Genomic DNA, 26337 nt, shown 5'->3' with positions numbered 1-26337 from the left:
ACGATGGACGCACAACGCTGGCGCCTCGCGCGCGAACTGTTCGAAGCGGTCGTCGACTTTCCGCCGGAGGAATGGGAGGCGATGCTCGCCGAGCACTGCCCCGACGACGTCGATCTGCGCGTGGAAGTGCTCGAACTGCTGCGCGCCGACGCGGCGGCGACGCACGGCACCGGCATGGCCGACGCGGCGCCGAACGTCGTCGCCGAACTCGCGCAGCGCCTGGCCGGCGACGAGGCCGTGCGCGCGACGAGCGGCATGGTCGCAAGCGGCCTGCGCCTCGGGCCGTTTCGCCTCGTACGCGAGATCGGCCGCGGCGGCATGGGCGCCGTTTGGCTCGCCGAGCGCGACGACGGCGCGTTTCGCCAGGCCGTCGCGATCAAGCTGATCAAGGCGGGCTGGGACGCCGCCGACGTCTATGCGCGCTTTCGCGCCGAGCGGCAGATCCTGGCGAGCCTGTCGCATCCGAATATCGCGCATCTCGTCGACGGCGGCGTCAGCGCCGACGGCAAGCCGTGGCTCGCGCTCGAGTACGTCGACGGCGTCGACCTGCGCACGTGGTGCGATCGCGAACGGCTGTCGCTCGAACGCCGGCTGCGCGCGTTCCTGACCGTCTGCGACGCGGTATCGCACGCGCACGCGCATCTCGTCGTGCACCGCGACCTGAAGCCGTCGAACATCCTCGTGCGCGCCGACGGCACGGTGAAGCTCCTCGACTTCGGCATCGCCAAGCTGATTCACACCGACGCGACCGCGAGCGCGACGCGCGTGTTCACCCCGGAGTACGCGGCGCCCGAACAGGTGCGCGGCGACACCGTGACGACCGCGGTCGACGTCTACGCGCTCGGCCTGATCCTGTACGAGCTCCTGACCGGACACCGGCCGTACAAAGTCGACAAATCCACACCGGCCGCGTACGAGCGCGCGATCCTCGACCAGGAGCCGACGAAGCCGAGCGCGATCGTCACGCGCGACGATGCGGACGCCGCGCAGCGCCGCGACCTGACGCCCAAGCGCCTGCGCCGCGAGCTGCGCGGCGATCTCGACGCGATCGTGCTCAAGGCGCTGCGCAAGGAACCGGCGCAGCGCTACGCGAGCGTCGCCGATTTCGCGGCCGATGTGACGGCGCATCTGGAACGCCGCCCGGTCGGCGCGCGGCGCGGCGGCCGGCGCTATCGCGCGGCACGATTTCTGCGCCGCCATGCGATCGCCGCGACGGCGCTGACGCTCGCGTTCGCCGTGCTCGTCGCGGCGCTGGCGATGGTCGCCTGGCAGCGCGACGTCGCGCGCACCGAGGCGCGCAAGGCGGCAAGCGCGGTCGATTTTCTCGTCGGCCTGTTCGCGACGGCCGATCCGGCGAAGACCGCCGGTGCCGGCGTGACCGCGCAGCAGCTGCTCGACCGCGGCGCCGAGCGCGTCGACGCGGAACTCGCCGATACGCCGGCCGCGCAGGCCGAACTCCTCGTCGCGATCGGCCGCGCGTACCAGGGCCTCGGCAACAACGAACGCGCGCTGGCGCAGTACGAGCGCGCCGTCGCGCTGCGCCGCGCGCTCGGCGAACCGTTCGCGCTCGCGCAGGCGCTCTCGTCGCTGTCGATGGCGCAGAAAAGCCTCGGCCGCAATCCGGCCACGCGCGCGACGATCGATGAGGCGCGGGCCCTGGCCGCCGGCGCACCGGCGGGCGCCGAGCGCGACGCGCTCGTCGCGCAGCTCCTGTACGGCAGCGCGATGCTGCTGTTTCTCGAGGGCCGTCATGCCGATGCCGAAACCGAGTACCGCGAATCGCTGCGGCTGCGCCTCGCGCTCGAGAACGGCTACGGGCCGAACGCGCGCGACACGGCGATGATGCTCAGCCGCGTCGTCGCTTCGCAGAAGCGCCACGACGACGCCGAGCGGATGATCGGCGACGTGGTCGCGGCGATCCGGGGCGCCAAACCGGTGCCGCTCGCCGAACTCGTCGAGGCGCTCGACGCGCAGGGTTCGGCGCAGGGCAAGCGCGGCCACCACGCGCAGTCGGAGGCGACGTACCGCGAAGCCGCGCAAGTGGCCGAACAGGTGTACGGACCGGACCACTGGTACGTCGCGATCCAGTTGAACAACGCCGGCAGGGCCGCGAACGACGACGGACGGTCCGGCGAGGCGATCGCGCCGCTCGAACGCGCGGTCGCGATCGGGCGCAAGGCGCTGCCGGCCGAGCACCTGTTCATCGCGTCTGCGCTCAAGAACCTCGCCGACGCCGAACGCGGCGCGGGCCGCGCGGCCGACGCCTGTCGCGACTATGCGGCGGCGCTGGCGGCGCTCGAACTCAAGCCCGGCCGCAAGCGCCCGGACCCCGAAGAGATTCGCGCGCGGCTCAAGGAATGCCCGGCGTCATGAACGGCGATTGGCGAGCCAGAAACAGGCGGTGCCGGCAATCGCCGCGAGCCACGCGGTGAACGGCACGCCGGCGAAGCGCGCGACCGTCGCGTCGAGCGCGTAGAGCAGCACGGCCGAAAGAATCAGCGTGGCGCCGAGCGCCAGCGGCACGATCTGCGCGCGGCTCGCGCTGGCGTCCGCGTGCAGGTTGCGCAGGTCTTCCGAATGCACGCGCATCTGGATGCCGCCGCTCGACGCCTTCTGCAGATAGTCGTGCAGGAGCTGCGGCATGTCCGGCGCCGCGGCGAGCCACTCGGGGATGCGCCGGCGCAGCGACTTGAGGATCGCCTTCGGCCCGCGGCGTTCGCGCCAGACGCGTTCGAGCACGGGTTTGGCCACGGCCCAGATGTCGATCCGCGGATGCAGCTGGCGGCCGATGCCTTCGATGTTGAGCAGCGTTTTCTGCAGCAGTATCAATTGCGGCTGCAGCGTCAGCTCGTAGCGGCGCGCGGTCTGGAACAGCTTGACCAGCACTTCGGCGAGCGAAATTTCGGACAAGGGCCGCGTGAAGTACGGCTCGCACACGGCGCGCGTCGCCGCTTCGAGTTCTTCGATGCGCGTGGTCGACGGCATCCAGCCGGCCGCGACGTGCAGGCGCGCGATCTGCGCGTAGTCCTGGTTGAACAGCGCGATGAAATTTTCGGCGAGCCAGTACTGGTCGGCTTCCGGCAGCGAACCCATGATGCCGAAGTCGAGCGCGATGAAGCGCGGTTCGCGCGGGTTCGCCGGATCGACCCAGATGTTGCCGGCGTGCGCGTCGGCATGGAAGAAATTGTCGCGAAATACCTGCGTGTAGAAAATCTGCACGCCTTTTTCGGCGAGCCGCACGCGGTCGATGCCGGCCGCGTCGAGCGCGGCGATGTCGTCGACCGGAATGCCGCGCACGCGTTCCATCGTCAGCACGGTCTCGCGCGTGTGCGACCAGTGCACTTCGGGCACGTACAGGTCGGGCGAATTCTTGAAATTGCGGCGCAGGAGGCTCGCGTTCGCGCCTTCGCGCTGCAGGTCGAGTTCGTTGACGAGCGTCGTTTCGATTTCGGCGACGACGTCGCGCGGACGGATCTTGCTGGCGTTCGGATGAAAGCGTTCGACCAGGCCCGCGAGGTCTTCGAGCAGCGAGACGTCGCGCGCGATGCGGTCGCCGACGCCGGGCCGCAGCACCTTGACGACGACCTCGCGCCCGTCGTGCAGCTGCGCCGCGTGCACCTGCGCGATCGACGCCGACGCGAGCGGCGCCTCGTCGAAGCGCGCGTACAGCGTCGCGACCGGCGCGCCGAGCGACGACTCGACCGCGGCGCGCGCGATCGCGCCCGGGTACGGCGGCACCTGGTCCTGCAGCAGCACGAGTTCGTCGGCGATGTCGGCGGGCAACAGGTCGCGGCGCGTCGACAGGATCTGCCCGAACTTGACGAAGATCGGTCCGAGTTCGGCGAGCGCGAGGCGCAGCCGTGCGCCGCGCGACAGCGCGGCAAGGTCGGCCGGCGGGCGGCCGAACAGCGGCCGGATCCAGCGCAACGGTCGAAACAAATGCGTCGCCTCGACCATCTCGTCGAGCCGGTAGCGCAGCAGCACGCGTGCGATGCCGACGAGCCTCGGCACGCTCGTCAACGGCGTCATGCGCGGCGTTCCGCGAGCGCGGCGAGGCGCGCGACGCGCGCTTCGAGCCGTTCGCCGCGCTCGCGCAGCGCGTCGACGTCGTCGAGGAAGGCTTCCATTTCGCCCGGCGCGACCGCGTCGCGGCTTTCGTCGCGCAGGTAGTCGGCGGTGTCCTGCACCAGCGCTTCGCCGCGTTCGCGCGCGAACGCGAGCGCCCTGGCGAAGCCTTGCGCGAGCGGCACGCCGAGCGTGTCGCCGAAAGCGCGCGCGAACGCTTCTTCGAAGTCGGGCGCGAAGCCGCTCGCGATTTTTTCCAGGCGCCGCGCGAGATCGGCGTCGCCGGCGATCTCGACCTTGCCGGGCGCCGCGCCGTCGTCGCCGCGGCGCAGCGCCATCGCGAGCAGCGCGCCCGGCGTCGCCGCGACGCGCAGCGCGCTGGCGCCTTCGAACGCGGGCCCGACGCGCAGGCGTTCGCCGTCGACGGCGAGGCGCAGCGCGAACGGCGTGTTCGAGAAGTCGACCGTCAGCGCGCGGCCGTCGAGCGCGCGGATGCGTGCGGCGGTATCCGCATCGAGGGCGATCGCGCGGTTCAGCGCGCTTTCGAGTAGGCCGCCCAGGGCGGCGAGGATCGGGTTCGGCGTGCGGGGCGTATTCATCGCCCGCGAGTTTAACCCGCGCCGCGGGCGACCCGCGCCAGCGACTGCGCGCGCCGCGCCAGCGCGTCGGCGAGTTCCGGCGGCGAGACGATCTCGAACTCGCACGACAGGCGCGCGAGCTGGCGCGCGAACCAGTCGAGATCGTCGGTGCGCGTGCGCAGCACGACGCCCGCGTCGGTCGCGTCGAACACGCCGATGTCACCGATGAATTCGTACTGCGCTCCCGCGAGATCGGTCTTGAGCCGCACCTCGACGGCGGTCGCACGCGGCAGCGTCGCGATGCTGAACGACAGGTGCGCCGCTGCGTCGAAGCCCTCGGGCCGGCCGAAGCTCTTGTCGAGCGGGCGCACCTCGCCGATGCGGTCGAGCCGAAACGAGCGCAGGCCGCCGCGCAAGTGGCAGTGGCCGACGACGTACCAGTGACCGGTGCGGAAAGTGAGGCCGTAGGCGTCGAACTCGCGCGCGCTGTCGGCGCCGTCGGCCGCGCGATAGTCGAAATGCACGCGCCGGCGCGACTGCGCCGCGCTGCTCAATTGCAACAACGCGGCATTGTTGCCCGCGCTGCGCGCGCCCCGGAGGTCGAGCGTCACGGTTTCGTCGACGGCGCGCACGCGCTTCTTGAGCGTCGGCGGCATCACGCGTTCGATTTTCGCCTGGGCGCTGGCGACGGCCGGCGCGGCGTCGGCGAGGCCGAGCCCGCGCGCGGCCATGAGGCCGATCGAGATCGCCAGCGCCTCGTCGTCGCTGAACATCATCGGCGGCAGCTTGAAACCGGCGACGAGCGAGTACGCGCCGTAGCGGCCTCGCTCGGCGGTGATCGGTATGCCGATGTCCTCGAGCACTTTGATGTAGCGGCGCAGGGTGCGGACGTCGACGTTGATCCGGCGCGCGAGCTCCGAACCCGACAGGCGGCTGTGCGCCTGCAAGAGTTCGAGCACGGCGAGGACGCGGGAGGCGGGATGGTTCATGCGTTCCAGGGTAGGCACGAAACAGGGCGGAATCGGTCCTGATTGCATCGTAGGCTGCGCCGATCGACCGACGCAACGGAGCTGTGCGATGAACCTTCTGATCTCGCTGCCGATGAGCCTGATGGGCTTTCTGGCCATGGCCGGCGCGCTGGCCGGCAACGCGCCGCCGCCGAAGCCCGCGACGAAGCAGGAGGCGCACAGGACCGCGTCGCCGCGCGCCGTCGCGTTCGCGGCCGTCGCCGCCCCTGCGATCGCCGCGGAGTGATGCCATGGACCACGCGATGCATCTATGGCTGTTCTTTCTCGTCGTGTTCGCCGTGGTGCTGCTGCCCGGCCTCGACATGGCGTTCGTGCTCGGCAGCGCGCTCGTCGGCGGGCGGCGGCACGGACTCATCGCGGTCGCCGGCATCGTCGCCGGCGGCGTGTGCCACGTCGCGGCGGCGGCGCTCGGCGTAGGCCTTCTGATCAAGCTCGTGCCCGGCGCGTTCAACGCGGTGCTGGTGGCCGGCGCGTTGTACATGGCCTGGATCGGCGCATCGCTGTTGCACAGCCGCGGCGGCGGCATCGAGGCTGTGGACGCGAAACTGTCGGCCGGCGCGACGTTCCGCCGCGCGACGCTGACGACGCTGCTGAACCCGAAGGCCTACCTTTTCATGCTCGCGATCTTCCCGCAGTTCATCTCGCCGGAGTACGGACCGGTGTGGCTGCAGTGCCTCGTGCTCGGGGCGATCATCTGGGCGACGCAGGCGGGCGTGTACGGCTCACTGGCGATCGGCGCGGCCGGGGTGCGCGGCTGGATGGCGGCGCGGCCCGGCGCGGGGCTCGCGCTGCACCGGAGCGTCGGCGCGGTACTGGTGCTGGCGGCGGTGTGGACCGGCTTTGCCGGGTGGCAGGGGCTTTAGCGAGCGCTTCAAAAAAGCTGTCATCCCCAGCGAAAGCTGGGATCCCGCTTTTCAAACGTCGAAGTCAACGGCTGGATCCCAGCTTTCGCTGCGATGACGAGCGAAGTGGCGTCAGCCCTTTCTTCGCTGCATCCGCTCGCGCGCCAGCGCTTCGCTCACGCGCGCGAGCCCTTCGCTCGTCGACACGCGCGGCGCGTAGCCGAGGTCGCGCCGCGCCGCCGCGATGTTGAACCAGTGCGCGGTCGACAGCTGCTCGACGATGAAGCGCGTCAGCGGCGGCTCGGAGCGGATGCGGAACAATTTCCACAAGCGCTCCATGTTCGCGCCGAGGAACTTCGCGAAATCGACCGAGATGCGCCGCGACTCCGGCGGCAGTCCGGCCGCCTTGAGCAGCGAATTGGTCATCGCGTCGAGCGTCACCGGTTCGCCCTGCGTGATGAAGTACGCCTTGCCCGCGATCGGCGAACCCGGCGCGAGCTTGTCGAGCGCGAGCAGATGCGCCTCGGCCGCGTTGTCGACGTAGACCGTGTCGATCTTTTTCGGCTCGCCGATGAAGCGCAGACGCCCCTTGTTGGCGCGATCGAGAATGCGCGGCAGCAGGTGATGGTCGCCCGGCCCCCAGATCAGGTGCGGGCGCAGCGACACCGTCGCGAGCGTCGGCGAATTGGCCTTGAGCACGCGCTGCTCGGCCAGCGCCTTCGTCTGCGGGTACGCGGCGAGGTAGTGCGACGCGTAGGGCGCCGATTCGTTGACGCCGTCGAGGTCGCGACCGTCGTGCACGACGCTCGGACTCGACGTGTAGACGAGCCTGTCGATGCGGTGGATGTCGCACGCGGCCAGCACGTTGTCGGTGCCGCGCACGTTCGCTTCGTAGTACTCGACGAGCGGACCCCACGCGCCGGCCTTCGCCGCGGTGTGCACGATCGCGTCGCAGTCGCGCGCGGCGTCGACGACGAGATCGAGATTGCGCAGGTCGGCGACGCGCTGCTCGACGCCGAGCGCGTCGAGTTCCGGATAGGCGTTGCGGTTGAGCGCGCGCACGGCGTGCCCGCGCGCGACGAGCTGCTTGCAGATCGCCTTGCCGAGAAACCCGCCGCCGCCGGTGACCAGAACTCTCATCGCGCTTCTCCGCCGCTCATCGACTCGTCATGTTCGCGCAAAACCCCGCGGCGATGTCACCGCGAGGTTCGCGTTTTTCGCTACGGCGTTTCGGCGAGGTAGGTGTAGCCCGTCAGGCCCGCTTCGAGTATCGCTTCGAGCCGCGCGGCTTCGTCGGCGCCGATGGACGCGGCGGCGATCTTGTCGCGGTACGCCGCGCGCAGCGCCGCCAGATCGTAGCCGACGTAGTCGAGCATCACGTCGCAGCTGTCGCCGCGCTTGAAGCGCGACAGCTGCGCGCTGCCGTCGTCGCCGACGTGCACGCTGACCGCGTCGGTATCGCCGAACAGGTTGTGGATGTCGCCGAGCGTTTCCTGGTACGCGCCGACGAGGAAGATGCCGAGGCGATACGGCTCGCCGGGCTTGAGCGCGTGCAGCGGCAGGCTCACGTCGAGGCCGTCCTGTTCGACGTAGCTGTCGATGCGGCCGTCCGAGTCGCAGGTGAGGTCGGCGATCACGCCGCGGCGCGAAGGTTTTTCGTCCAGGCGCGTCAGCGGCACGATCGGAAACACCTGGTCGATCGCCCAGACGTCGGGGATCGATTCGAACACCGAGAAGTTGACGAAGTATTTGTCGACGAGGCGCAGGTCGAGCTCGTCGATCGACTGGCGATGCGCGCGTTCGTCCGGCTTGAGCAGCGTGCGCACGCGATGCACGATCGCGTAGAACAGGTCGTCCAGGCGCGCGCGGTCGTCGAGCGAGAGCTGCCCGAGCGCATACAGCGTCTGGCCTTCGGCGAGGTGGTGCAGCGCCTCTTGGTACAGCTCCACCGCGGGGCGCTGCGCGAGCTCGTCGTGGATTTCGCGCAGATGGCGCAGCACCGCCGGCTCGTTCGGTTCGGCCGGCGAGATCGCGCCTTCGGGCGCCTGTTCCACTTCGCTGACGTTGACGACGAGCACCGCGTGGTGCGCGGTCATCGCGCGGCCGGCTTCGGTGATCACGCGCGGCGGCGCGAGGCCGTGCTCGGCGCAGGCTTCGGCGAGCGGCTGCACGATCGTGCCGGCGTATTGTTCCAGGCCGTAGTTGATCGAGCAGAACGAACGCGAGCGCGAACCTTCGTAGTCGACGCCCAGACCGCCGCCGACGTCCATCCAGCCGATCGGCAGTCCCTTCTTGGACAATTCCACGAAGTAGCGCACCGCCTCGCGCATGCCGCCGGCGATGTCGCGCACGTTCGACAGCTGCGAGCCCATGTGGAAGTGCAAGAGCTTCAGGCAATGATCGAGTTTCGATGCGCGCAGTTCGTCGACGAGATCGAGCACCTGGCGCGGCGTGAGGCCGAACTTGGCCTTGTCGCCGCCGGTGTTCTGCCACTTGCCCGCGCCGAGCGTGGCCAGGCGCATGCGCACGCCGAGCAGCGGCTCGACGCCGAGCGCTCGGGATTCTTCGATGACGTGCGTGAGCTCGGACGGCTTTTCGATGACGATGAACACGTCGAGGCCGAGCTTGCGCCCGATCAGCGCGAGGCGGATGTATTCGCGGTCCTTGTAGCCGTTGCAGATGACGGTGCTGCCCGGCTTGGCGAGCGCGAGCACGGCCATGAGTTCGGGCTTGGAACCGGCTTCCAGGCCGAAGCCGGCGTCGCCGCCGGCGGCCAGTTCGCCGGCCACGCCGCGCTGCTGGTTCGTCTTGATCGGAAACACCGCGGTGTAGCCGCCGGCGTAGTCCCAGTCGGCCATGACTTTCGCGAACGCGGCCTGCAGGCGGGCGCGGCGATGGTGAAGGATGTCGGAAAACCGCACGAGCAGCGGCAGGCGCGAACCTTGCGCCGCGGCCTGCGCGACGATGTCGTCGAGCGCCAGGCGCGGCCCGCCGGCGCCCGTCGGCTGCGCGAGCACGCGGCCGGCGGCGTCGATGTCGAAGTAACCCTCGCCCCAGTGCGGGACGGCGTAGCGCTCGCGCGCACGTTCAACGTTCCAAAGCGTCGTCATTGTTTCTCTCCGGACAACACGATCAGAGCGTCGCAGCGGCGAGCCTTGACGGTATTGACCCTGCGACCGGAAGCCTCGCACGCCGCGGGGCCGCAGGGCCGCGTATTGTAGCGGCGCGGCGGCGCGCTGTAGATGACAGCGTGCTGACTGCCCGTGGGGCGCGCCGCATTCAAACGTCGCGGGGAATCGGTACAATCGCGCGCCCCTGAACCCACGAACGCACACGGAAAACCCCGTCATGTCCGATAACGCCTGGTTCACCGAACAGCACGAGCACTCCGGCTCGTCGATCGGTTTTCGTGTGAAGCAGTTGCTGCACTCCGAAAAAACGCCGTTCCAGACGATCGAGATCTACGACACGACCGACTGGGGCAAGCTCATGGTCATCGACGGCTGCACGATGGTGTCGACGCGCGACAATTTTCTCTATCACGAGATGATGTCGCACCCTGCGCTGTTCACGCATGCGCGCGCCAAGCGCGTCGTGATCATCGGCGGCGGCGACTGCGGCACGCTGCGCGAAGTGCTGCGCCACGACGAAGTCGAGAAAGCGGTACAGGTGGAAATCGACGAGCGCGTCACGCGGCTCGCCGAAAAGTATTTTCCGGAACTTTGCGAAGCGAACGACGATCCGCGCGCCGAGCTGTTGTTCATCGACGGCATCAAATACATGGCCGAGTGCGAGCCCGACTCGCTCGATCTCGTGATCGTCGATTCGACCGATCCGGTCGGCCCGGCCGAAGGCCTGTTCAACGCGGCGTTCTATTCGAGCTGCTACAAGGCGCTGCGCCATGGCGGCATTCTCGTGCAGCAGTCCGAATCGCCGCTGGTGCACCTCGATCTCATCAAGTCGATGCGCAACGCGATGAAGAACGCCGGCTTCCAGGCGGCCAAGACGCTGAGCTTCCCGCAGCCGGTGTATCCGACCGGCTGGTGGAGCTGCACGATGGTGCGCAAGGGCGCCGACCTCGCGGGTTTCCGCGAACGCGGCGCGGCGAGCAAGCAGTTCGCGACGCGCTACTACAACGTCGACATGCACAAGGCCGCGCTCGCGCTGCCGGAGTTCGTGCGCGAGGCGCTCGGCGAGTAAGCCGCGCCGTTCGGGTTTCGACGAGACGGCCGGGGCGGCGACGCCCCGGCCTTTTTACTCTTCGAAGCCGTCCTTGAATACCGCGTCGACCCACGGTCCGATCAAGCGCTGCTGCGTCACCGTCGAAACACCGCCGGTAACGTTCGCGCTCGGCAGCGCCACACTGACGATGAGGGCGCCGTCGGCGTCGAAAACCGCTTCGGGCAGGTAGAAAAAGTCGTCGGCTGCCGTCGGATAGTTCTGCTCGTACCACCAGCGATCGGCGCCGTCGAGCGGCGACACGCCGGCGATGCAGAGCGACTTGACGGCGCACGAGCCCGTCAGCAGGACCGTACCGTCCGGAGCGATACCGATCACCTTGCCGCGGCCGCGCGTGGGGTTCAGCGGCAACTGGCGGAACCACGTCGCCGCGCCGTCCGCAGCAGCGAAGCGCGCGACGGCCCAGCCGGTGGTCGCGCTTGCGTAGGTTTCTCCGCCGGCGGCGACGACATCGCCGTCCGAGGTCACGGCGAGATCGGTCACGGCCTGCAACCCCGCGTGGTTCACGAGCCACTGCGGCGTGCCGGTGTCGCCGTCGATACGCCCGATCCACGCCTGCAGTCCGGCGCGATTTCCGCCGAAGACGAGGTCGCCGTCGGCGGTCAGCGCGACGTCCGCGGGATCGGCGCCGGTGAAGAACGCCTGGTCGAGTTCAGTGCGCCAGAGCACCGCGCCGGTCGCGCTGTCCAGGCGGGCGGCGTAGTAGTGCGGCGTGACCGGCGCCGGAAGCAGCGGCGCGTGGCCGCTCACGACGAGGACGTCGTCGTCCGAAGCGGCGAAAACAAAAAGGTTGACCGAGAACTGTCCACCCGGCGTCAACTGGGTTTCCCATAAGAGCGAACCGTCCGCGCCGGCACGTTTGGCGACGTAAGTCGTCACCGACGACGCGTCCGAGACCTGGTTCGCGCCGGTCACGAGATTGCCGCCGCTGTCGACGCTCATCGCCCGGGCGTAGTAGCGCGCCAGCGGCATCGGCTTGCTCCAGACGGTGTTGCCGGTAGCGCCGTCAAGGCGCGTGAGGTAGTCCGCCTGGCCCGTGACCGCGACGTCGCCGCCCGGCAGCGCCGCGATGGCGAAAGCGTTGCCGATGCTCGTCGAGCTGGGCGGGAATACGCGACGCCAGCGTTCGGCGCCGGTGACGGCATCGCGCTTGACGACGGCGACGCCTCGCTCCGGGTCGTAGCCGGACGGAACGTGGCCGAGCAACGCCAACGCGGCCAGCCCGCCATCGTCCGTCACGGCGGCATTCTGCCGGTACCTCGAGAACTCTGTGACGATGTCGGGTCCCGCTTCGATCGGCGCGCTCCAGGCCGGTTGCGCGCGGGCGCCGTCGGCAAGCCCCGCGGCTGCGGCGAATGCGAGCGCCGCGGTGGTCCATGCCCTTGGTAATGCGAAGTTCATGATGGCTCCTTCTCTTTCGACTGCTACGGCTCGCGCGACACGTGTCGGCGTGCGGCGCTGCGCCGACCCTCATGATCCGATCCAGGTCTCGATCGTACGCTTGCAACATGGCACGCTCATTGAAGTCGCGCGTGCCGCGCGCTTCCCCCAAACGGGCCGCGACGACCGCACCCAGGGCGGAATGCCGCGAGACCATTCGCGCATATCGACCGTACGCCGCAGCCCGCATAATCCGCGCCATGTCCGTGACCGCCTCGTTCGCGTTCGTCCTACTTCTGATCGCGCTCGGCCGCCTGCTCGCGTGGCGGCGCATCGTGCCCGAGAACGCGTCGGACGCGCTCAACGCCGTCGTGCTGTACGTGTGCCTGCCCGCGTCGATCCTGATCAACGCGCCGAAACTCGAATTTCGCGCCGAAATCCTCGCCGTCGCGGCGGTGCCGTGGCTGCTCCTCGCCGCGAGCACCGTTCTCGTGCTCGCCGTTGCACGCGCGCTGAAGTTCGCGCGCGGCGACACCGCCGTGCTGTTGCTCGAAGTGCCGCTCGGCAATACGTCGTTTCTCGGATTCGCGCTGATTCCGGTGCTGGCCGGCGCCGAGGCGCTGCGCTACGCGGTCGTGTTCGACCAGTTCGGCAGCTTTTTCATCCTGTCCACGTTCGGACTGACGGTGATCGCGCTGTATGGCGGCGGCGCGAAGCCGACGCCCGCGACGATCGCGCGGCGCATCGTCGGGTTTCCGCCGTTCCTGACGCTCGTGTTCGCGCTCACGCTGATGCCGAAGGAACCGCCGCCGGCGGTCGCGACGATGCTGGCGTCGCTCTCCGGCGCACTGCTGCCGCTCGTGGGCCTCGCGCTCGGCATGCAGCTCAAGCTCAAGCTGCCGCGCTCGCACCTCGCGCCGCTCGCGGTCGGGCTCGTCGGTAAGCTCGTGGTGCTGCCGGCGCTTGCGTTGCTGCTCGCCGGGCTCCTCGGGCTCGATGCGACGATGCGCGCCGCGGTCGTGCTCGAAGCGGCGATGCCGCCGATGATCACGGCGGCGGCACTCGCGGCGATGGCCGGGCTCGCGCCGGAGCTCGGCGCGGCCCTCGTCGGCTACGGCATCCTCGCGTCGACGATCACGCTGCCGTTGTGGCGCATGGTGTTGTAGCGCGTCACTCGAAGCCGTTCGCGTAAATCGCGTCGGACAGCGTCGGGTCGATGCGATGCACGGTCCACGTCGTCGCGCCGGCACTCGTGTCCTTGCCGCCGAAGAACACGCCGCCGGGGATCGAGAGAATCGCGTTCGGATAGTTTTCGTCGGCCGGCGAGTACGCAACGCCGGTCTGCAGGCGCCAGCGCAGCGCGCCGGTACCGGCATCGAGCCGCGCGACGCAGAACGCGTTGCCGTCGCAGGCGCCCGTCAGCAGCACGTCGCCGTCCGCCCCGATCGCGACGTCGGCCGGAAGGTCGCGCGAGTTGTCGCCGACCGGCGCGGTCCACGCAACGGCGCCGTCGGCAAGCGACAGGGCGGCGGCGAACCAGCGGGTGGCGCCGCCGGACGCGCGCCCGCCCGCCGCGACGATCTTGCCGTTCGCGCCGAACGCGAGCACCGCGACGTCGGAAGTCGGCGTATCTCCGACACCGACCGCGGACCAGAGCGTGGTGCCGGCGGCACTGCCCAGGCGCGCGACGAACCCGTATTGCGACGCACCGCAGCCGGCGCGGCCGGCAACGATCGGATCGCCGCTCGCCGGATCGACGAGGAGCGCGCGGATCGTGCCGCAGGCGAAATCGGTCCGGTTCTGCAGGTCGACGGCCCAGGCAAGCGTGCCGTCCGGCGCGATTTTCACGAGCTTGTTGCCGCCCGGCGCGGCAAAGCTGTTGTCGACCGCGTCGACCGCCACCTGCGGCAGCGACGGACCGGAGCGGTACGGAATCGGAGTCGTCCACACCGGCGTGCCGTTCGCCGCCGACAGCCTCACGACGTACGAGAACGGATTCGTTTCGTTCTCGCGCGAGCCAACCGCGACGACGTCGCCGTTCGCCGCCGGCGCAAGCGCGAGAAGCGCGCCGCCGATCGAGCCGTCGGGCAGCCAGTGGCGCTCCCACGCGACCTGGCCGGTGGCGCCGGAAACCTTCACGGCGTACCAGCTCGTTCTCCAGGCGCCAGCCGGAGCCGCGAACCGGCCGCCGGCGGCGACGACATCGCCGTCGGCATCGACCGCGACGCTCCGGAAAGAGGTTTCGGCAGCGGCGTCGCCGAAGTCGCGCCGCCACAGCTCGGCGCCGTCCGAAGCGGCGACCTTGGCGACGAGGGCTCGCGAGACGCCGAGTTCGCCGACCGTCACGACGCCGGGCGTCGCGACCGGCGTCCACGTCATCAACGGACGGTTCGAAGCAAGGTCGACGCCGGGGTAGTACGCGGCGGGCGCGGCCGGATCGGACGAACCGTGGATGCGCTGCGTCCAGGCGATCGACTGCGCGCCGGCCACAGGCGCGGCCAGCCCTGCGAACGCTACAGCGATGCCGATGAGGATCCTTTCCAAAGCACGTCTCCTGCCGGGGCTTTCCCAGCTAGACGCGCGAGTTCTGCAATCCACCCAGCGCCGATGCGCCGTCAGTGCTTGCCTTTCGCCAGCGGCAGATCGGCCGCCGTCCACGACGCCACGCCGCCGCCGAGCGTGAACACCTTCTTGAACCCGGCCTTGGCCAGCCGCGACGCGGCCTGCGCCGACGTCTGGCCGTTGCGGCAGACCACCGCGACCGGCATTTCCTTCACCTTCGCCAGATCCTTGTGCTCGGGATCGAACTGCGCCATCGCGACGTGCCTGGCGGTCGGGATGTGGCCCTTCTCGAAGTCGGCCTGCGGCGAAACGTCGACGAGCAGCGCGTTTTCGCGATTGATGAGCTGCGTGAGCTGCGCCGGCGTCAGCTCCTTGAAGCCGCGGCCGAAGCGCGTCGCCTCGTTCGCGATCACGGCAATCAGGATGCCGAAGAACAGCACGGTCAGGATCGTGTGGTTGCCCATGAACTCGGGCAGGCGGTGCAGAAACTCGGACATGCGTCGAAACCGTCGGCAAGGCGCGCCGGAGCGGCGCAAAGGGGGCGAATTATCGACGGTCGGCGCGCCGATTAGTAGTTCGTCAGCGGTCCTTGCGCGTGATGTCGGGCAAACCGCTCATCAACCACCAGCGCTTGGCCTTGGCGTCCCAGCGCCACAGCTGGCGGTCGATCACGACCCGCTCGCTCTGGCTGTGCTCGTTGATGATGCCGATTTCGGCGATGACGCGAACTTCTTCCTTGCCGACCGGCACCGGCGGCTGCGGGTGGTAGTAGCTCACCCGTACCTGGCGATAGCGCTCGATGTCGATCGACGCGATCGGGCGCTCCTTGAGCACGTCCGGATCGATGTACGCGATGCCGGCTTCGAAATTGCCCCAGCGCAGGGTCGCTGCGTATTCCTCGAGCGTCGAGTCGAGCGTCTTGTCGCGCTTGCTGCGCGCGTCGGCGGCGCCGGCGAAGACGAGCAAGGCAAGGAGCGGCAGAAGTATCCAACGGCGCATGCGGGTCTTCCGGTCGATGGGGCCGGCGCGATTGTGCCGCAACGGCGTTGCGGTTGCAGGTAAGCCGTCGCCGCTATCCTGAACGCGGGCGGCTACGCCGCGCCGACGTTCGCCGCGCGGCGCAGCGCGACGAAACGCGCTTCGAGCGTCGTCGCCGGTGCGCCGTTCTCGCCCGGCACCGACGCGATCACGCGCAGGCGCCCCTTGCCGCGCGACGCGAGCATGCCGAAGAAACTTTTCCAGTCTTCGCCTTCGGCGAGCCGCGCCGTCGCGGCAAGATCGCCCCAGACCGGCGCGAGATAGCGCAGATGCGAATCCTGCACGTACACGTCGCAATCTTCGCCGGCGGTGCGAAGCCGCAGCGACAGCAGCGACCAGCCGGCGAGCGTCAGGAGGCTCGCGAGACTGCCGCCGAACGCACAGCCCTTGTCGTTGATGTTGGGGCCGAGCGGTGCCGCCAGCGTCAGCATGTCGCCGTCGGCTGCGGCGATGCGCAGGTCGATCGCGCGGGCGAGCGGGATGTCGTCGAGGATTTCGCGCTCGAGCGCGCGGATCGAAGCTGTGTTCATGACGGACCGGAAGGGCACAATACGGCGAGCGGCGCGCACGGTGCCACGATGTCGGCGCGCCGACAAGCGCCGCCAGCGGGAGCCGACGATGGTCAAACGTATGTATTACGCGGACTTGGCAGCGCCTTTGCGCGGCGCATCCGTTGTCGTGACACGCCCCGCCGGCACCGCCGCGAGCCTCGCGCGACGCGTGCGCGCACTCGGCGGCGAAGCCGTCGTCCTCCCCGGCCTGGCCCTGCGCGCGGCCGACGATGCGCAGGCGGTGCGCGCCGCACTCAACGAGGCGCGGCGCGCCGACATCGCGATCTTCATCAGCCCCGCCGCCGTGCGTTATGCGTGGCGCTTCGCGCCGACGCTCGCGTTCGCGCGGCGCACGCTCGTGTGCACGGTCGGCACGGCGACGGCCCGGGCGCTGCACCGTCGGGGCGTCGCCGACGTGCTGACGCCTGCGTCCACGCAGGACGCCGACGGCCTGCTCGCGTTGCCGCAGCTCGCTCGCGTGCGCGGCCTGACCGTCGCGCTGATCGGCGCGCCGGGCGGTCGCGATACGCTGCGAACCACGCTGCGCCGGCGCGGCGCGGCGCTCGCGCGCATCGACGTGTATCGACGCACCGCGCCGCGCTGGACGCGCAGGCACTACGCGGCGCTCGACGCCTCGCCGAGGCCGCGTCTGCTGCTGGTGTCGAGCGCCGAGGCGCTCGCGAACCTCGCGACGGGCCTGCCCGCCGGCCTCGTGCTCGCGTTGCGCGACGCCGAAACCGTCGTCAGCAGCGAGCGTCTTGCGATCCTCGCGCGGGAGCACGGTTTCTCGCGTGTGCATCAGGCAAGCTCGGCGGTCACCGACGACATGCTCGCGGCAGCCGTGCGCGCGTTGTCGCGGCACCGTCTTTAGACGCCGGCGCGCGCATTTGCGCCCGGCTTTCGCGCGGCGCCCGACGTGTTTGAAAACCTTCACGAACTGCCGGGTTTTTTGCACCGCGCAAAACCACTAGGATTGCCGCATGGACATGGACACGCCCGCTAGCGCAACGCCGGCCTTGCCGCCCTCCGAACCCGCGGCAACCGTGCCGGCGACGCCGCCGAAACCACGGCGCTCGCCGCTGGCGCCGCTCGCACTGGTCGTCGCGCTCGCCGCGGCAGGCGTCGGCGGTTTCGCGTGGTGGCAAAGTGCGAACCTCGCACGCAGCGGCGGCGACGCGGCGCATCAGGTCGAACTCCTGCGCACCGAACTCGACGGCCTGCGCCGCGGCGCCGACCTCGACCGCCGCGACCGCGAACAGCTGCGCCAGCGGCTGGGCGACGCCGAAAATGTGAACAAGTCCCTGCGCGAGGAAGTGCTCGGCGTCACCGAACGCGCGCGCGTGCTCGAAGACGCGATCGCGAACCTCGCCGACAAGCGCCTGTCGGGCCACGACGCGCTGCTGCTCAACGAGGCCGAACTCGTGCTGCTGCTCGCCAAGGAACGCTTCGAACTGTTCAACGACGCCGCCGCCGCCGAGCGCGCCTACCGCCTCGCCGACACGGCGCTCGCCGCGGTCGAGGATCCGGCGTTCGCCACGGTGCGCGAAACGCTCGGCGTCGAACTGCGCGAACTCGCGGCGCTCAAGCAGGCGCCGCAGGGCGCGGGCGTCGCGGAACTGGCGAAGCTGCGCGACTCCCTCGCGACGCTGGAGGCACCGCAAGGCGCCGCGGCGGCGGCGCAGAACCCGTCGCGATTGTCCCGCGTGCTCGGACAGTTCGTGCGCATCAGCCATGCCGGCGAAGCGGGCGTCGCCGCGCGCGATCCGGTACTGCTGCGCGGCCTGATCGGCCTCGACCTGCGCGCCGCCGAACTCGCGCTGCTCGAACGCAACGACGCCGCGCTGCACGCGGCGCTCGCGCGCGCCAGGACACAGATCGAAAGCGCGTTCGACCGCGACGCGACGAACGTGCGGGCCGCACTGGCGACGCTCGACCGGCTCGGCGCGACCGCCGCGCCGCCGACGCCGATCGAGCTCGGCGCGACGTTGAAGGAACTGCGCAATCTTCGTTCGACGCACACGCTCAGCACCGGCGCCGCGAGCGACGGAGCGGCGCCATGAAGTACTGGACGTGGGGCCTCGCGCTCGTAGCGGCCATGGTCGTTGCGGCGTTCGGCTGGCATTGGCTCGCGACCGACCCCGGCTACGTGTTGGTACGCCTGCGCGGCACGACGATCGAGACGACGCTGATCTTCGCGGTCCTGGCGTTGCTGGTGACGTGGGGTCTGGTGAGTCTCCTCTGGCGCTTCGCGCGCTGGCCGGCGCGGCTGTGGCTGCGCCGCGCGCGCAAGAAGAGCCGCGAACGCCTCGCCAACGGACTGGTCGCACTGGCCGAAGGGCGCTATTTGCGTGCCGAGAAAGAACTCGCGCGCGCCACGCGGTACCGCGAACTGCGTGCGCCGGCGCTGCTCGCCGCGGCGCGCGCCGCGCTCGCGCAGGGCGAAACGCAGCGCGCCGACGCCGCGCTCGCCGAAGCCGGCGAAACCGCGCCGGCCGCCGCGCTCGCACTGCGCGCGCGGCTCAAGCGCGAACAGGGCGACCACGCCGAGGCGTTCCGCCTGCTCGCGCCGGAAGCGCGCACGAACACGCTCGCGCCGTCGGCGTGGGTCGAATACATCGAAGCCGCCCTCGCGACCGGCGACGCCGACGCGGCGCGCGAAGCGCTCGCGCCGCTCGCGCGCACGCAGTCCGTCAACCCGGCGACGTACGACGCACTCGAAGCGCGCGTGCTCGCCGCAGCGCTCGTCGCCGCGCGCAATGCCGACACGCTGAACGCGCTATGGGCGTCGCTGACGCGCGCGCAGCGCAAAGTGCCGGGCGCGCTCGCCGCGTACGCGCGGCGCATCGCGGCGCTCGGCCAGCCGCTGCCGGGCATGAGCGAGATCGAGGGGTACCTGCGCAAGGACTGGTCCGACGCGGTCGTTCTCGCCTATGCCGACCTCCTCGACGCCGACACCGGCGCGCGACTGCGCAATGCCGAGGGCTGGCTCAAGGCGCACCCTAACAACGTCGCACTGCTGGTCGCGCTCGGGCGGCTGTGCATCGCCGGCCGGCTGTGGGGCAAGGCGCGCGAATATCTCGACCGCGCACTTCTGATCCGCGAAGACGCGCTCGTGTGGGAAGCGATGGCCGAATGCCTGTCGGGCGAAGGCGACCACGCCGGGGCGGAGGTGGCATGGCGCAACGCGTTGCGCGCGGCGCGCCACGAAGCGACGGCGCCGCTGCCGGGCGCACAGCCGCGGCGGGCGCTCGACACCAAGGCGGTCGTCGTCGAGGAACGCAGCGAGCACGGTGTGCCGCGGCTGCCCGGCGTCGCGGGCTGAGCGACCGCCGACCGCGACGATACGCGCGTCGCGTACTCGTATACGTCGTCACGAACGCGCATTGTCCGGAACGGAACAATGTCGACCGCTCCGAACCATAGCGCATGCGTGCGGGCGTCGGCGACAATCGCGCGATGCGGCATTTCGACGGCATGTCGCCTTCGACGCCGCGTTCCCGCGAAGGAGTAGCCATGCGCAAGATGCTTCCGATCGTGATGGTGGTGGCCGCCGCGTACTCGACGCACGCGTTCGCCGACGAGGTGACGTGCGAGTCGAAGTCGTCGAAGCGGGTGGAATGCAGCATGGACACGCGCGGCGAAGTGCGCATCGTCAAGCAGCTCAGCAACGCCGCGTGCGTCGAAGGGCGGACGTGGGGCCTGTCCAAGCATTCGGTATGGGTCGACAAGGGTTGCCGCGCGGTGTTCGCGTCGCACATCGGAGACCGGCACGACGGCCGCCGCGACGACGGGCATGACCATGACGACGATCGGCACGACGGGCACGGGCACGGCAACGACCGTGACGACGATCGGCGTGACGATCGCGGTCGCGACGACGATCGTCGCGGCAACGACCGCCGGGACGACCGACGTGACGATCAACGCGACGACGACCGCGACGGCCGGCGCGACTCGCAGCGCGGCGGCGGCAGCCGCATCGCGTTTCTCAACGCGAAGTGTCCCGGCAACATCGAAGTTCACGCCGACGAAGGCGGGCCGGTGTACATCAACGGCAAAGAAGCGCGATTCAATCCGTCGAACGAGAACTACTACGAGGCGAGCGGCGGCGGGGTGACGGTGTCGGTCAGCCGCAATACGGACGGGTCGCAGTCGGTGAGCTATTCGGGGCCGGGGCGGGCGAACGGGGTTTGTCGGGTGACGTCGGATTGAGTGCAGCGGTGTGCGTCGATCGCGGCGAGCGATGTGGGTTGCATTCGACGCTGCAAACTTCGGCTTTTCTCTTTCGCTCGTCATTCCAGCGAAAGCTGGAATCCAGCCGTTGCCTTTGCTCGTGGCGTCCAAAAGCTGGATTCCAGCTTTCGCTGGAATGACGAGCTAAGGGACGCCGCGCTTCGGCTGTTGATGTTGATGTTGTTGTTGCTTCTGGCGGCAGGAAGCCGCCCGCTTCACCCGGGGCCCCGTCGGTCGCGGCGAGATCGCGGAGGATAGCCCGCGCAGCGGGTGCGCACAGGACGTGCGCAGTTCGTTGACGGGCCATGGATGGCCCATCAACGAACCCCGGAGCGATCTCGCGGAGTCGGAGGGCAGGATGCCCGGAGACCGCGGCCGTCGGGGTGTCCTTGGGGGTGCAAGGGGAGATTGGACAAGCAATCTCCCCTTGCTCGCTCGCGGCAGCAAGCGAAACGCTTTGTCTAAAGCCAGGCGAAAACTACAAAGCAAAAAAAGCGGCCGCGTCGCCGCGACCGCCTCAAAAAGCGCCGCCCGGGAGGCGGCGCACATACCGTTCAGATCAGAGCGTCACTTGTCCGCCGTGATATCCACATCCTTGGTCTCGGGCAGAAAGATCACGCCGACGATCAGCGTCATCACCGCCACGACGATCGGATACCACAGGCCCTGGTAGATGTTGCCGGTCAGGGCGACGAGCGCGAACGCCGTCGTCGGCAGGAAGCCGCCGAACCAGCCGTTGCCGATGTGGTACGGCAGGCTCATCGACGTATAGCGGATGCGCGTCGGGAAGAGTTCCACCAGCCACGCCGCGATCGGACCGTAGACCATCGTCACGTAGATCACGAGGATCGTCAGCAGGATGAACAGCATCGGCTTGTTGATCTGCGCCGGGTCGGCCTTGTCGGGATAGCCCGCCGCCTTCACTGCGCCGCCGAGCGCCGTCGTGAACGCCGTGTTCTGTTCCTTGAACTGGTCCGCCGTGAGGCCCGCGCCGTCGAACGCCGGAATCGTCTGACTGCCGATCTTGACGCTCGCGACCGTGCCGGCCGGCGCCGCTTCGTTCGTGTACGGGATGTTCTTGCCCGCGAGGAAGCCCTTGGTGATGTCGCACGAGCTCCTGAACGTGACGTGCGACTTCAACTCGCCCGGCACGAACTGGAACGCGCACTGCGCGGGATCGGCGGCCACCACGACCGGCGAATTCGCCGTCGCGCTTTCCAGTGCCGGATTGCCGTAGTGCGTCAGCGCCTTGAAGATCGGGAAGTACGTCAGCGCCGCAATGAGGCAGCCGGCCATAATGATCGGTTTTCGCCCGATGCGGTCCGACAGCCAGCCGAACACGATGAAGAACGGCGTGGCGACCAGCAGCGAAACCGCCATCAGCAGGTTGGCCGTGACCGCGTCTATCTTCAAGGTCTGCGTCAGGAAGAACAGCGCGTAGAACTGGCCGCAGTACCACACCACCGCCTGGCCGGCCGTGGCGCCCAGGAGCGCCAGCAGCGCGATCTTGCCGTTCTTCGAGAAGAAGCTCTCGGTGATCGGCGCCTTCGAGCCCTTGCCCTCGGCTTTCATCTGCTGGAACAGCGGCGATTCGTTCAACTGCAGGCGAATCCACACGGAAATGGCGAGCAGGAGGAACGATACGAGGAACGGAATGCGCCATCCCCACGCTTCGAACGCTTCGGTGCCGAGCCACGTGCGGCAGCCGAGAATGACGAGCAGCGACAGGAACAGGCCGAGCGTCGCGGTCGTCTGGATGAAGCTCGTGTACAGGCCGCGCTTGCCCTGCGGCGCGTGCTCGGCGACGTAGGTCGCCGCACCGCCGTATTCGCCGCCGAGCGCGAGGCCCTGCAGGAGCCGCAGCGTGATCAGGATGATCGGTGCCGCGATGCCGATGCTCGCGTAGCTGGGCAGCAGGCCCACGAGAAACGTCGACACGCCCATGATCACGATCGTCACGAGGAACGTGTACTTGCGGCCGATGAGATCGCCGAGCCGGCCGAACACGAGCGCGCCGAAGGGTCGCACGGCGAAGCCGGCGGCGAACGCGAGCAGCGCGAAGATGAAGCCGCTGGTCGGATTGAGCGCGGTGAAGAACTGCTTGGCGATGATCGCCGCGAGCGAGCCGTACAGATAGAAGTCGTACCACTCGAACACGGTGCCGAGACTCGACGCGAACACCACGCGCTTGTGGCCTTGCGTCAGCGGGGTGCTGCCGGCGGCAGCGTTGCCGCCGTAGGGAACGCTGGACATGCGGATTCTCCTTAGAACGAGTACTTGGCGGTGAACTGCAGACGGTCGATTTCGCCGTCTACGCCGCTTTCGAGTTCACGCCGGCCCACCATGTACTCGACGCCGACGTCCACCTTGGGCAGCGGCGAATAGAACAGGTTGACGCGCCAGCTCTGCGAACTCTTGGTCACAGCCGATCCGGTGTAGGCGACCGGGTTGTCGTACTCGCTGCGCGCGTACATGAGGTTGCCGCGCAGTTTCTTGGTGAAGACGTGGCGCCAGGCGACGTAGCCCGCCCAGCCGTCGATCGTCTCGAGATCGTTGTTGATGTCGAGCACGCTGTCGGACGTGACGCCGAGGCCGATGTAGCGGCTGATCGCGCCGCCGGTCAGCTGGTAGCGCAGGTCGTTGTTCTCGCCGAGGTTCCATTTGCCGCCGACGCTGAGCGCGCCGCCGAACTGGCTGTCCTTGATCGCCGGCGTCGTGCCGACGGCCTGACGGTCGACGCGCAGATCGCGCAGGAGCGCCGCGACGCCGAAGTGACCCCACTTGCCCTTCCAGTTGTAGCGCGCGGTGAGGTCGGGCACCGCGCCGCGGTCGGAGCTCGCCGCCGCGCCGCCGCCGCGCGGAATGATCGTCGTCTGCGGGTCTTCCAGCGCGATCATGAAGTTGCCTTCGGTGTAGCGGATCTGCGGCTGGCGCACGAAGATCACGCCGTCGGTCGGACCGATGAAGTCGACCGCGTCGGGCAGCGCCGCGGTGTCCATGAACACCGACCACGTCTGGCCGGCCGTCCACTTGTTCCAATAGGCGTAGGCGTGGCGCAAGGTCACGCCATAGGTGTTGGTCGAGTTTTCGTTGCCGAGCGAACCGCCGAAGAAATCCCACTCGACGAACGCGCCGAGCTTGTCGTTGTTTTCGGTGACGGTATCGATGCCGACGCCGAAGCGCGAGAACTTCGCGCCGGCGTCGTAGTCGGTGCTCGACGAGCGGCCGCCGACCGGCGTCTGGCCCGGCACGTACAGATCGCGGCCGCTGGCGCTGTCGGCGAGCTGGCCGCTGTCGGTGCGCGTGAGCATGAAGTCGGTCTTGATGAAGCCGCCGATCTTGACCGTCGTATTCGGGTTTGCGGCCGGGGTGATCGTGGTGACCTGGATCGGCGCCTTGACCCCGGGGGCCGCGGGCCCGGTACCGGCGGCCGGCGCGGCGGCAGCCGTGGCTTTCTTCTGTGCATCTACGGCCGATTTGAGTTCCGCCAACTGCTGTTCGAGCTGCGCGATGCGGGCTTCGAGCGCCGCCTCGCTGGCCGAATCGGCGTTGGCTGCACCCGCGCCGGCGATCCCCGCCGCCAGTGCCAGCACGAGTGCGCTGCGACGTAATGAAAAAATGTGCTTGGTAGCCATTGGCCAACCCCTCCCAAGGTGATGATGGCCGGCCGAGGTTGCGCTGCGCCCGTATGGCCGCCTATTCGCCATTGGTCGCGTTTCGACTAAAGTCGGATTGGTTCGCGCGCGCATCGGTTTAACGTGATGCGGCGCAGCACGCGAAAATCTCGCAGTGCTCTGTTTTATCAAAAAATATCTATTGTATTTTTGGGAGGATTGGCGATGTCGGGCAAAATATACCCGGTCGACCCGGCGTTCGCGGCGAAGGCGCGGGTCACCGGCGAGCAATACGAGTCGCTGTATGCCGAATCGGTGAGCGACCCGGAAAACTTCTGGCGGCGCATCGGCGGCAGAGTCGACTGGATCGCGCCGTTCTCGCAGGTGAAAGACGTGTCTTTCGACGCCGACGACCTGCATATCCGCTGGTATCACGACGGCGTACTGAACGTCTCGGCCAATTGTCTCGACCGACATTTGACGCACCGCGGCGACAAGACCGCGATCATCTTCGAAGGCGACGATCCGAACGATTCGCGCCATATCACGTACCGCGAGCTGCACGCCGACGTCTGCCGCGCGGCGAACCTCCTGCGCAACCTCGGCGTGGTCAAGGGCGACCGCGTCGCGATCTACCTGCCGATGATCCCCGAGGCGGCCGTCGCGATGCTCGCGTGCGCGCGCATCGGCGCCGTGCACTCGGTGGTGTTCGGCGGCTTCTCGCCCGATTCGCTCGCCGGCCGCATCGCCGACTCGCAGGTCAAGCTCGTGATCACGGCCGACGAGGGTCTGCGCGGCGGCAAGAAGGTGCCGCTCAAGGCCAACGTCGACGAAGCGCTGACGCGGCCCGGCACGACGTCGGTCGAGACGGTGCTGGTCGTCAAGCGTACCGGCGCGCCGGTGGCGATGCAGACGCCGCGCGACCGCTGGTGGGGCGCGCTCGTCGCGGGGCAGAGCGCCGAGTGCGCACCCGAGCCGGTCGGCGCCGAAGACCCGCTGTTCATTCTGTACACGTCGGGTTCGACCGGCAAACCCAAGGGCGTGCTGCACACGAGCGGCGGCTATCTCGTGTACGCGAGCTACACGCACGAACTCGTGTTCGATCTTCGCGACGACGACGTCTACTGGTGCACGGCCGACGTCGGCTGGGTCACCGGCCATTCGTACGTCGTCTACGGCCCGCTCGCGAACGGCGCGACGACGCTGATGTTCGAAGGCGTGCCGAACTGGCCCGACACGAGCCGCTTCTGGCAGGTCGTCGACAAGCACAAGGTGACGCTGTTCTACACCGCGCCGACGGCGATCCGCGCGCTGATGCGCGAAGGCGAGGAACCGGTGCGCAAGGCGTCGCGCGCGTCGCTGCGCCTGCTCGGCTCGGTCGGCGAGCCGATCAATCCCGAGGCGTGGGAGTGGTATCACCGCGTCGTCGGCGACGGCCGCTGCCCGATCGTCGACACCTGGTGGCAGACCGAGACCGGCGGCATTCTGATCACGCCGCTCGCCGGCGCGATCGACGCGAAGCCCGGCTCGGCGACGAAGCCGTTCTTCGGCATCAAGCCCGCGATCGTGGATACGAATGGACAAGTACAGGAAGGCGCCTGCGAGGGCAATCTGATCCTGACCGATTCGTGGCCGGGCCAGATGCGCACGGTGTACGGCGACCACCAGCGCTTCGTCGAAACCTATTTCAAGACCTATCCCGGCGCGTACTTCACCGGCGACGGCGCGCGGCGCGACGCCGACGGCTACTACTGGATCACGGGCCGCGTCGACGACGTGATCAACGTCTCGGGCCATCGCATCGGCACCGCCGAGGTCGAAAGCGCGCTCGTGGCGCATCCGAAGGTGGCCGAGGCCGCCGTCGTCGGCTGCCCGCACGACATCAAGGGTCAGGGCATCTACGCGTACGTGACGCTCAAGGCCGGCGAGGCGCCGAGCGACGCGCTGCGCAAGGAGCTGATCGCCTGGGTGCGCAAGGAAATCGGGCCGATCGCGTCGCCCGACTTCCTGCAGTGGGCGCCGAGCCTGCCGAAGACGCGTTCGGGCAAGATCATGCGCCGCATTCTGCGCAAGATCGCCGAAAACGCGCCGGATCAGCTCGGCGATACCTCGACGCTGGCCGACCCGTCGGTCGTCGCCAATCTCGTCGACGAGCGCCTGATCCGCTGAAGAAAAGCGGCGGGCGGCCCGGTACCGGCCGCCCGCCT

At 69.1% G+C, this 26337-nt stretch carries 22 protein-coding genes; 10 read left to right on the top strand and 12 right to left on the bottom strand.

The window, feature by feature from the left end; all coding sequences use genetic code 11:
* Window positions 1-3 precede the first annotated feature (3 nt).
* Entirely contained in the window at window positions 4-2373 is a 2370-nt protein-coding gene (locus OD750_RS17460; protein WP_263541973.1) for a serine/threonine-protein kinase, read from the top strand.
* Here the strand turns inward: OD750_RS17460 and ubiB are convergent.
* Genes ubiB through OD750_RS17445 form a run of 3 tightly spaced genes read right to left on the bottom strand, consistent with a single transcriptional unit; the run spans window position 2368 to window position 5632 of the window.
* On the bottom strand, window positions 2368-4029 hold the full coding sequence (gene ubiB / locus OD750_RS17455) for a ubiquinone biosynthesis regulatory protein kinase UbiB (protein WP_263541972.1): 1662 nt from the start codon (window positions 4027-4029) through the stop codon (window positions 2368-2370). The genes OD750_RS17460 and ubiB overlap by 6 nt on opposite strands.
* Complete coding sequence (locus OD750_RS17450; protein ID WP_263541971.1) at window positions 4026-4664, bottom strand: ubiquinone biosynthesis accessory factor UbiJ; 639 nt, start codon at window positions 4662-4664, stop codon at window positions 4026-4028. The genes ubiB and OD750_RS17450 overlap by 4 nt, the downstream gene beginning before the upstream one ends.
* An 11-nt stretch (window positions 4665-4675) precedes the next feature.
* Entirely contained in the window at window positions 4676-5632 is a 957-nt protein-coding gene (locus tag OD750_RS17445; RefSeq protein ID WP_263541970.1) for a helix-turn-helix transcriptional regulator, read from the bottom strand.
* An 88-nt stretch (window positions 5633-5720) separates the two neighbouring features.
* Between OD750_RS17445 and OD750_RS17440 the strand changes: the two genes are divergently transcribed.
* The gene (locus OD750_RS17440) at window positions 5721-5897 is read left to right on the top strand and encodes a hypothetical protein (RefSeq protein ID WP_263541969.1); all 177 of its coding nucleotides are present in this window, start codon (window positions 5721-5723) and stop codon (window positions 5895-5897) included.
* 4 nt (window positions 5898-5901) lie between these two features.
* Window positions 5902-6534 (top strand): LysE family translocator, encoded by a 633-nt coding sequence (locus tag OD750_RS17435; RefSeq protein ID WP_263541968.1) that lies wholly within the window; start codon window positions 5902-5904, stop codon window positions 6532-6534.
* Window positions 6535-6645: 111 nt separating this feature from the next.
* Here the strand turns inward: OD750_RS17435 and OD750_RS17430 are convergent, their stop codons facing one another.
* Both OD750_RS17430 and speA read right to left on the bottom strand, forming a co-directional pair.
* The gene (locus tag OD750_RS17430; RefSeq protein ID WP_263541967.1) at window positions 6646-7653 is read right to left on the bottom strand and encodes an NAD-dependent epimerase/dehydratase family protein; all 1008 of its coding nucleotides are present in this window, start codon (window positions 7651-7653) and stop codon (window positions 6646-6648) included.
* Between the two features lie 80 nt (window positions 7654-7733).
* The gene (speA, locus tag OD750_RS17425; protein ID WP_263541966.1) at window positions 7734-9623 is read right to left on the bottom strand and encodes a biosynthetic arginine decarboxylase; all 1890 of its coding nucleotides are present in this window, start codon (window positions 9621-9623) and stop codon (window positions 7734-7736) included.
* Between the two features lie 238 nt (window positions 9624-9861).
* On the opposite strand from speA, the gene speE reads away from it, so the two are divergent.
* On the top strand, window positions 9862-10713 hold the full coding sequence (gene speE, locus OD750_RS17420) for a polyamine aminopropyltransferase (RefSeq protein WP_263541965.1): 852 nt from the start codon (window positions 9862-9864) through the stop codon (window positions 10711-10713).
* A 54-nt stretch (window positions 10714-10767) separates the two neighbouring features.
* Here the strand turns inward: speE and OD750_RS17415 are convergent, their stop codons facing one another.
* Complete coding sequence (locus OD750_RS17415; protein ID WP_263541964.1) at window positions 10768-12153, bottom strand: outer membrane protein assembly factor BamB family protein; 1386 nt, start codon at window positions 12151-12153, stop codon at window positions 10768-10770.
* Window positions 12154-12392: 239 nt separating this feature from the next.
* Here OD750_RS17415 and OD750_RS17410 point away from each other — a divergent pair, with 239 nt between their 5' ends.
* Window positions 12393-13298 (top strand): AEC family transporter, encoded by a 906-nt coding sequence (locus tag OD750_RS17410; RefSeq protein WP_263541963.1) that lies wholly within the window; start codon window positions 12393-12395, stop codon window positions 13296-13298.
* 4 nt (window positions 13299-13302) lie between these two features.
* On the opposite strand, the gene OD750_RS17405 is transcribed toward OD750_RS17410, so the two are convergent.
* The 4 genes from OD750_RS17405 to OD750_RS17390 form a co-directional block, all read right to left on the bottom strand.
* Window positions 13303-14676, bottom strand: a complete 1374-nt coding sequence (locus tag OD750_RS17405) for a PQQ-binding-like beta-propeller repeat protein (RefSeq protein ID WP_263541962.1) — start codon at window positions 14674-14676, stop codon at window positions 13303-13305.
* Between the two features lie 71 nt (window positions 14677-14747).
* A complete protein-coding gene (locus tag OD750_RS17400) occupies window positions 14748-15191 on the bottom strand; it encodes a rhodanese-like domain-containing protein (protein WP_263541961.1) in 444 nt (147 codons plus the stop codon).
* An 82-nt stretch (window positions 15192-15273) separates the two neighbouring features.
* Window positions 15274-15693, bottom strand: coding sequence for a hypothetical protein (locus OD750_RS17395; RefSeq protein ID WP_263541960.1), 420 nt, complete (start codon window positions 15691-15693; stop codon window positions 15274-15276).
* Between the two features lie 92 nt (window positions 15694-15785).
* Window positions 15786-16262, bottom strand: coding sequence for a thioesterase domain-containing protein (locus OD750_RS17390; protein ID WP_263541959.1), 477 nt, complete (start codon window positions 16260-16262; stop codon window positions 15786-15788).
* A gap of 148 nt (window positions 16263-16410) precedes the next feature.
* Between OD750_RS17390 and OD750_RS17385 the strand changes: the two genes are divergently transcribed.
* From OD750_RS17385 to OD750_RS17370, 4 genes are all read left to right on the top strand, one after another.
* Window positions 16411-17154 carry a uroporphyrinogen-III synthase gene (locus tag OD750_RS17385; RefSeq protein ID WP_263541958.1) on the top strand — a complete coding sequence of 248 codons (744 nt, stop codon included), beginning with the start codon at window positions 16411-16413 and terminating at the stop codon, window positions 17152-17154.
* Window positions 17155-17269: 115 nt separating this feature from the next.
* Window positions 17270-18343, top strand: coding sequence for a uroporphyrinogen-III C-methyltransferase (locus OD750_RS17380; protein ID WP_263541957.1), 1074 nt, complete (start codon window positions 17270-17272; stop codon window positions 18341-18343).
* Entirely contained in the window at window positions 18340-19605 is a 1266-nt protein-coding gene (locus tag OD750_RS17375) for a heme biosynthesis HemY N-terminal domain-containing protein (protein ID WP_263541956.1), read from the top strand. The genes OD750_RS17380 and OD750_RS17375 overlap by 4 nt, the downstream gene beginning before the upstream one ends.
* Window positions 19606-19796: 191 nt before the next feature.
* Window positions 19797-20495, top strand: a complete 699-nt coding sequence (locus OD750_RS17370; RefSeq protein ID WP_263541955.1) for a DUF3011 domain-containing protein — start codon at window positions 19797-19799, stop codon at window positions 20493-20495.
* 588 nt (window positions 20496-21083) lie between these two features.
* Here OD750_RS17370 and OD750_RS17365 read toward each other — a convergent pair.
* Both OD750_RS17365 and OD750_RS17360 read right to left on the bottom strand, forming a co-directional pair.
* Window positions 21084-22769, bottom strand: a complete 1686-nt coding sequence (locus tag OD750_RS17365; protein ID WP_263541954.1) for an MFS transporter — start codon at window positions 22767-22769, stop codon at window positions 21084-21086.
* An 11-nt stretch (window positions 22770-22780) separates the two neighbouring features.
* Window positions 22781-24151, bottom strand: coding sequence for a DcaP family trimeric outer membrane transporter (locus tag OD750_RS17360; RefSeq protein ID WP_263541953.1), 1371 nt, complete (start codon window positions 24149-24151; stop codon window positions 22781-22783).
* 204 nt (window positions 24152-24355) lie between these two features.
* Between OD750_RS17360 and acs the strand changes: the two genes are divergently transcribed.
* Complete coding sequence (gene acs / locus OD750_RS17355) at window positions 24356-26299, top strand: acetate--CoA ligase (RefSeq protein ID WP_263541952.1); 1944 nt, start codon at window positions 24356-24358, stop codon at window positions 26297-26299.
* Window positions 26300-26337 lie beyond the last annotated feature (38 nt).

Source organism: Tahibacter soli (assembly GCF_025717065.2).
Taxonomy (GTDB): Bacteria; Pseudomonadota; Gammaproteobacteria; order Xanthomonadales; family Rhodanobacteraceae; genus Tahibacter; species Tahibacter soli.
This window is presented reverse-complemented; position numbering and strand designations above follow the sequence as displayed.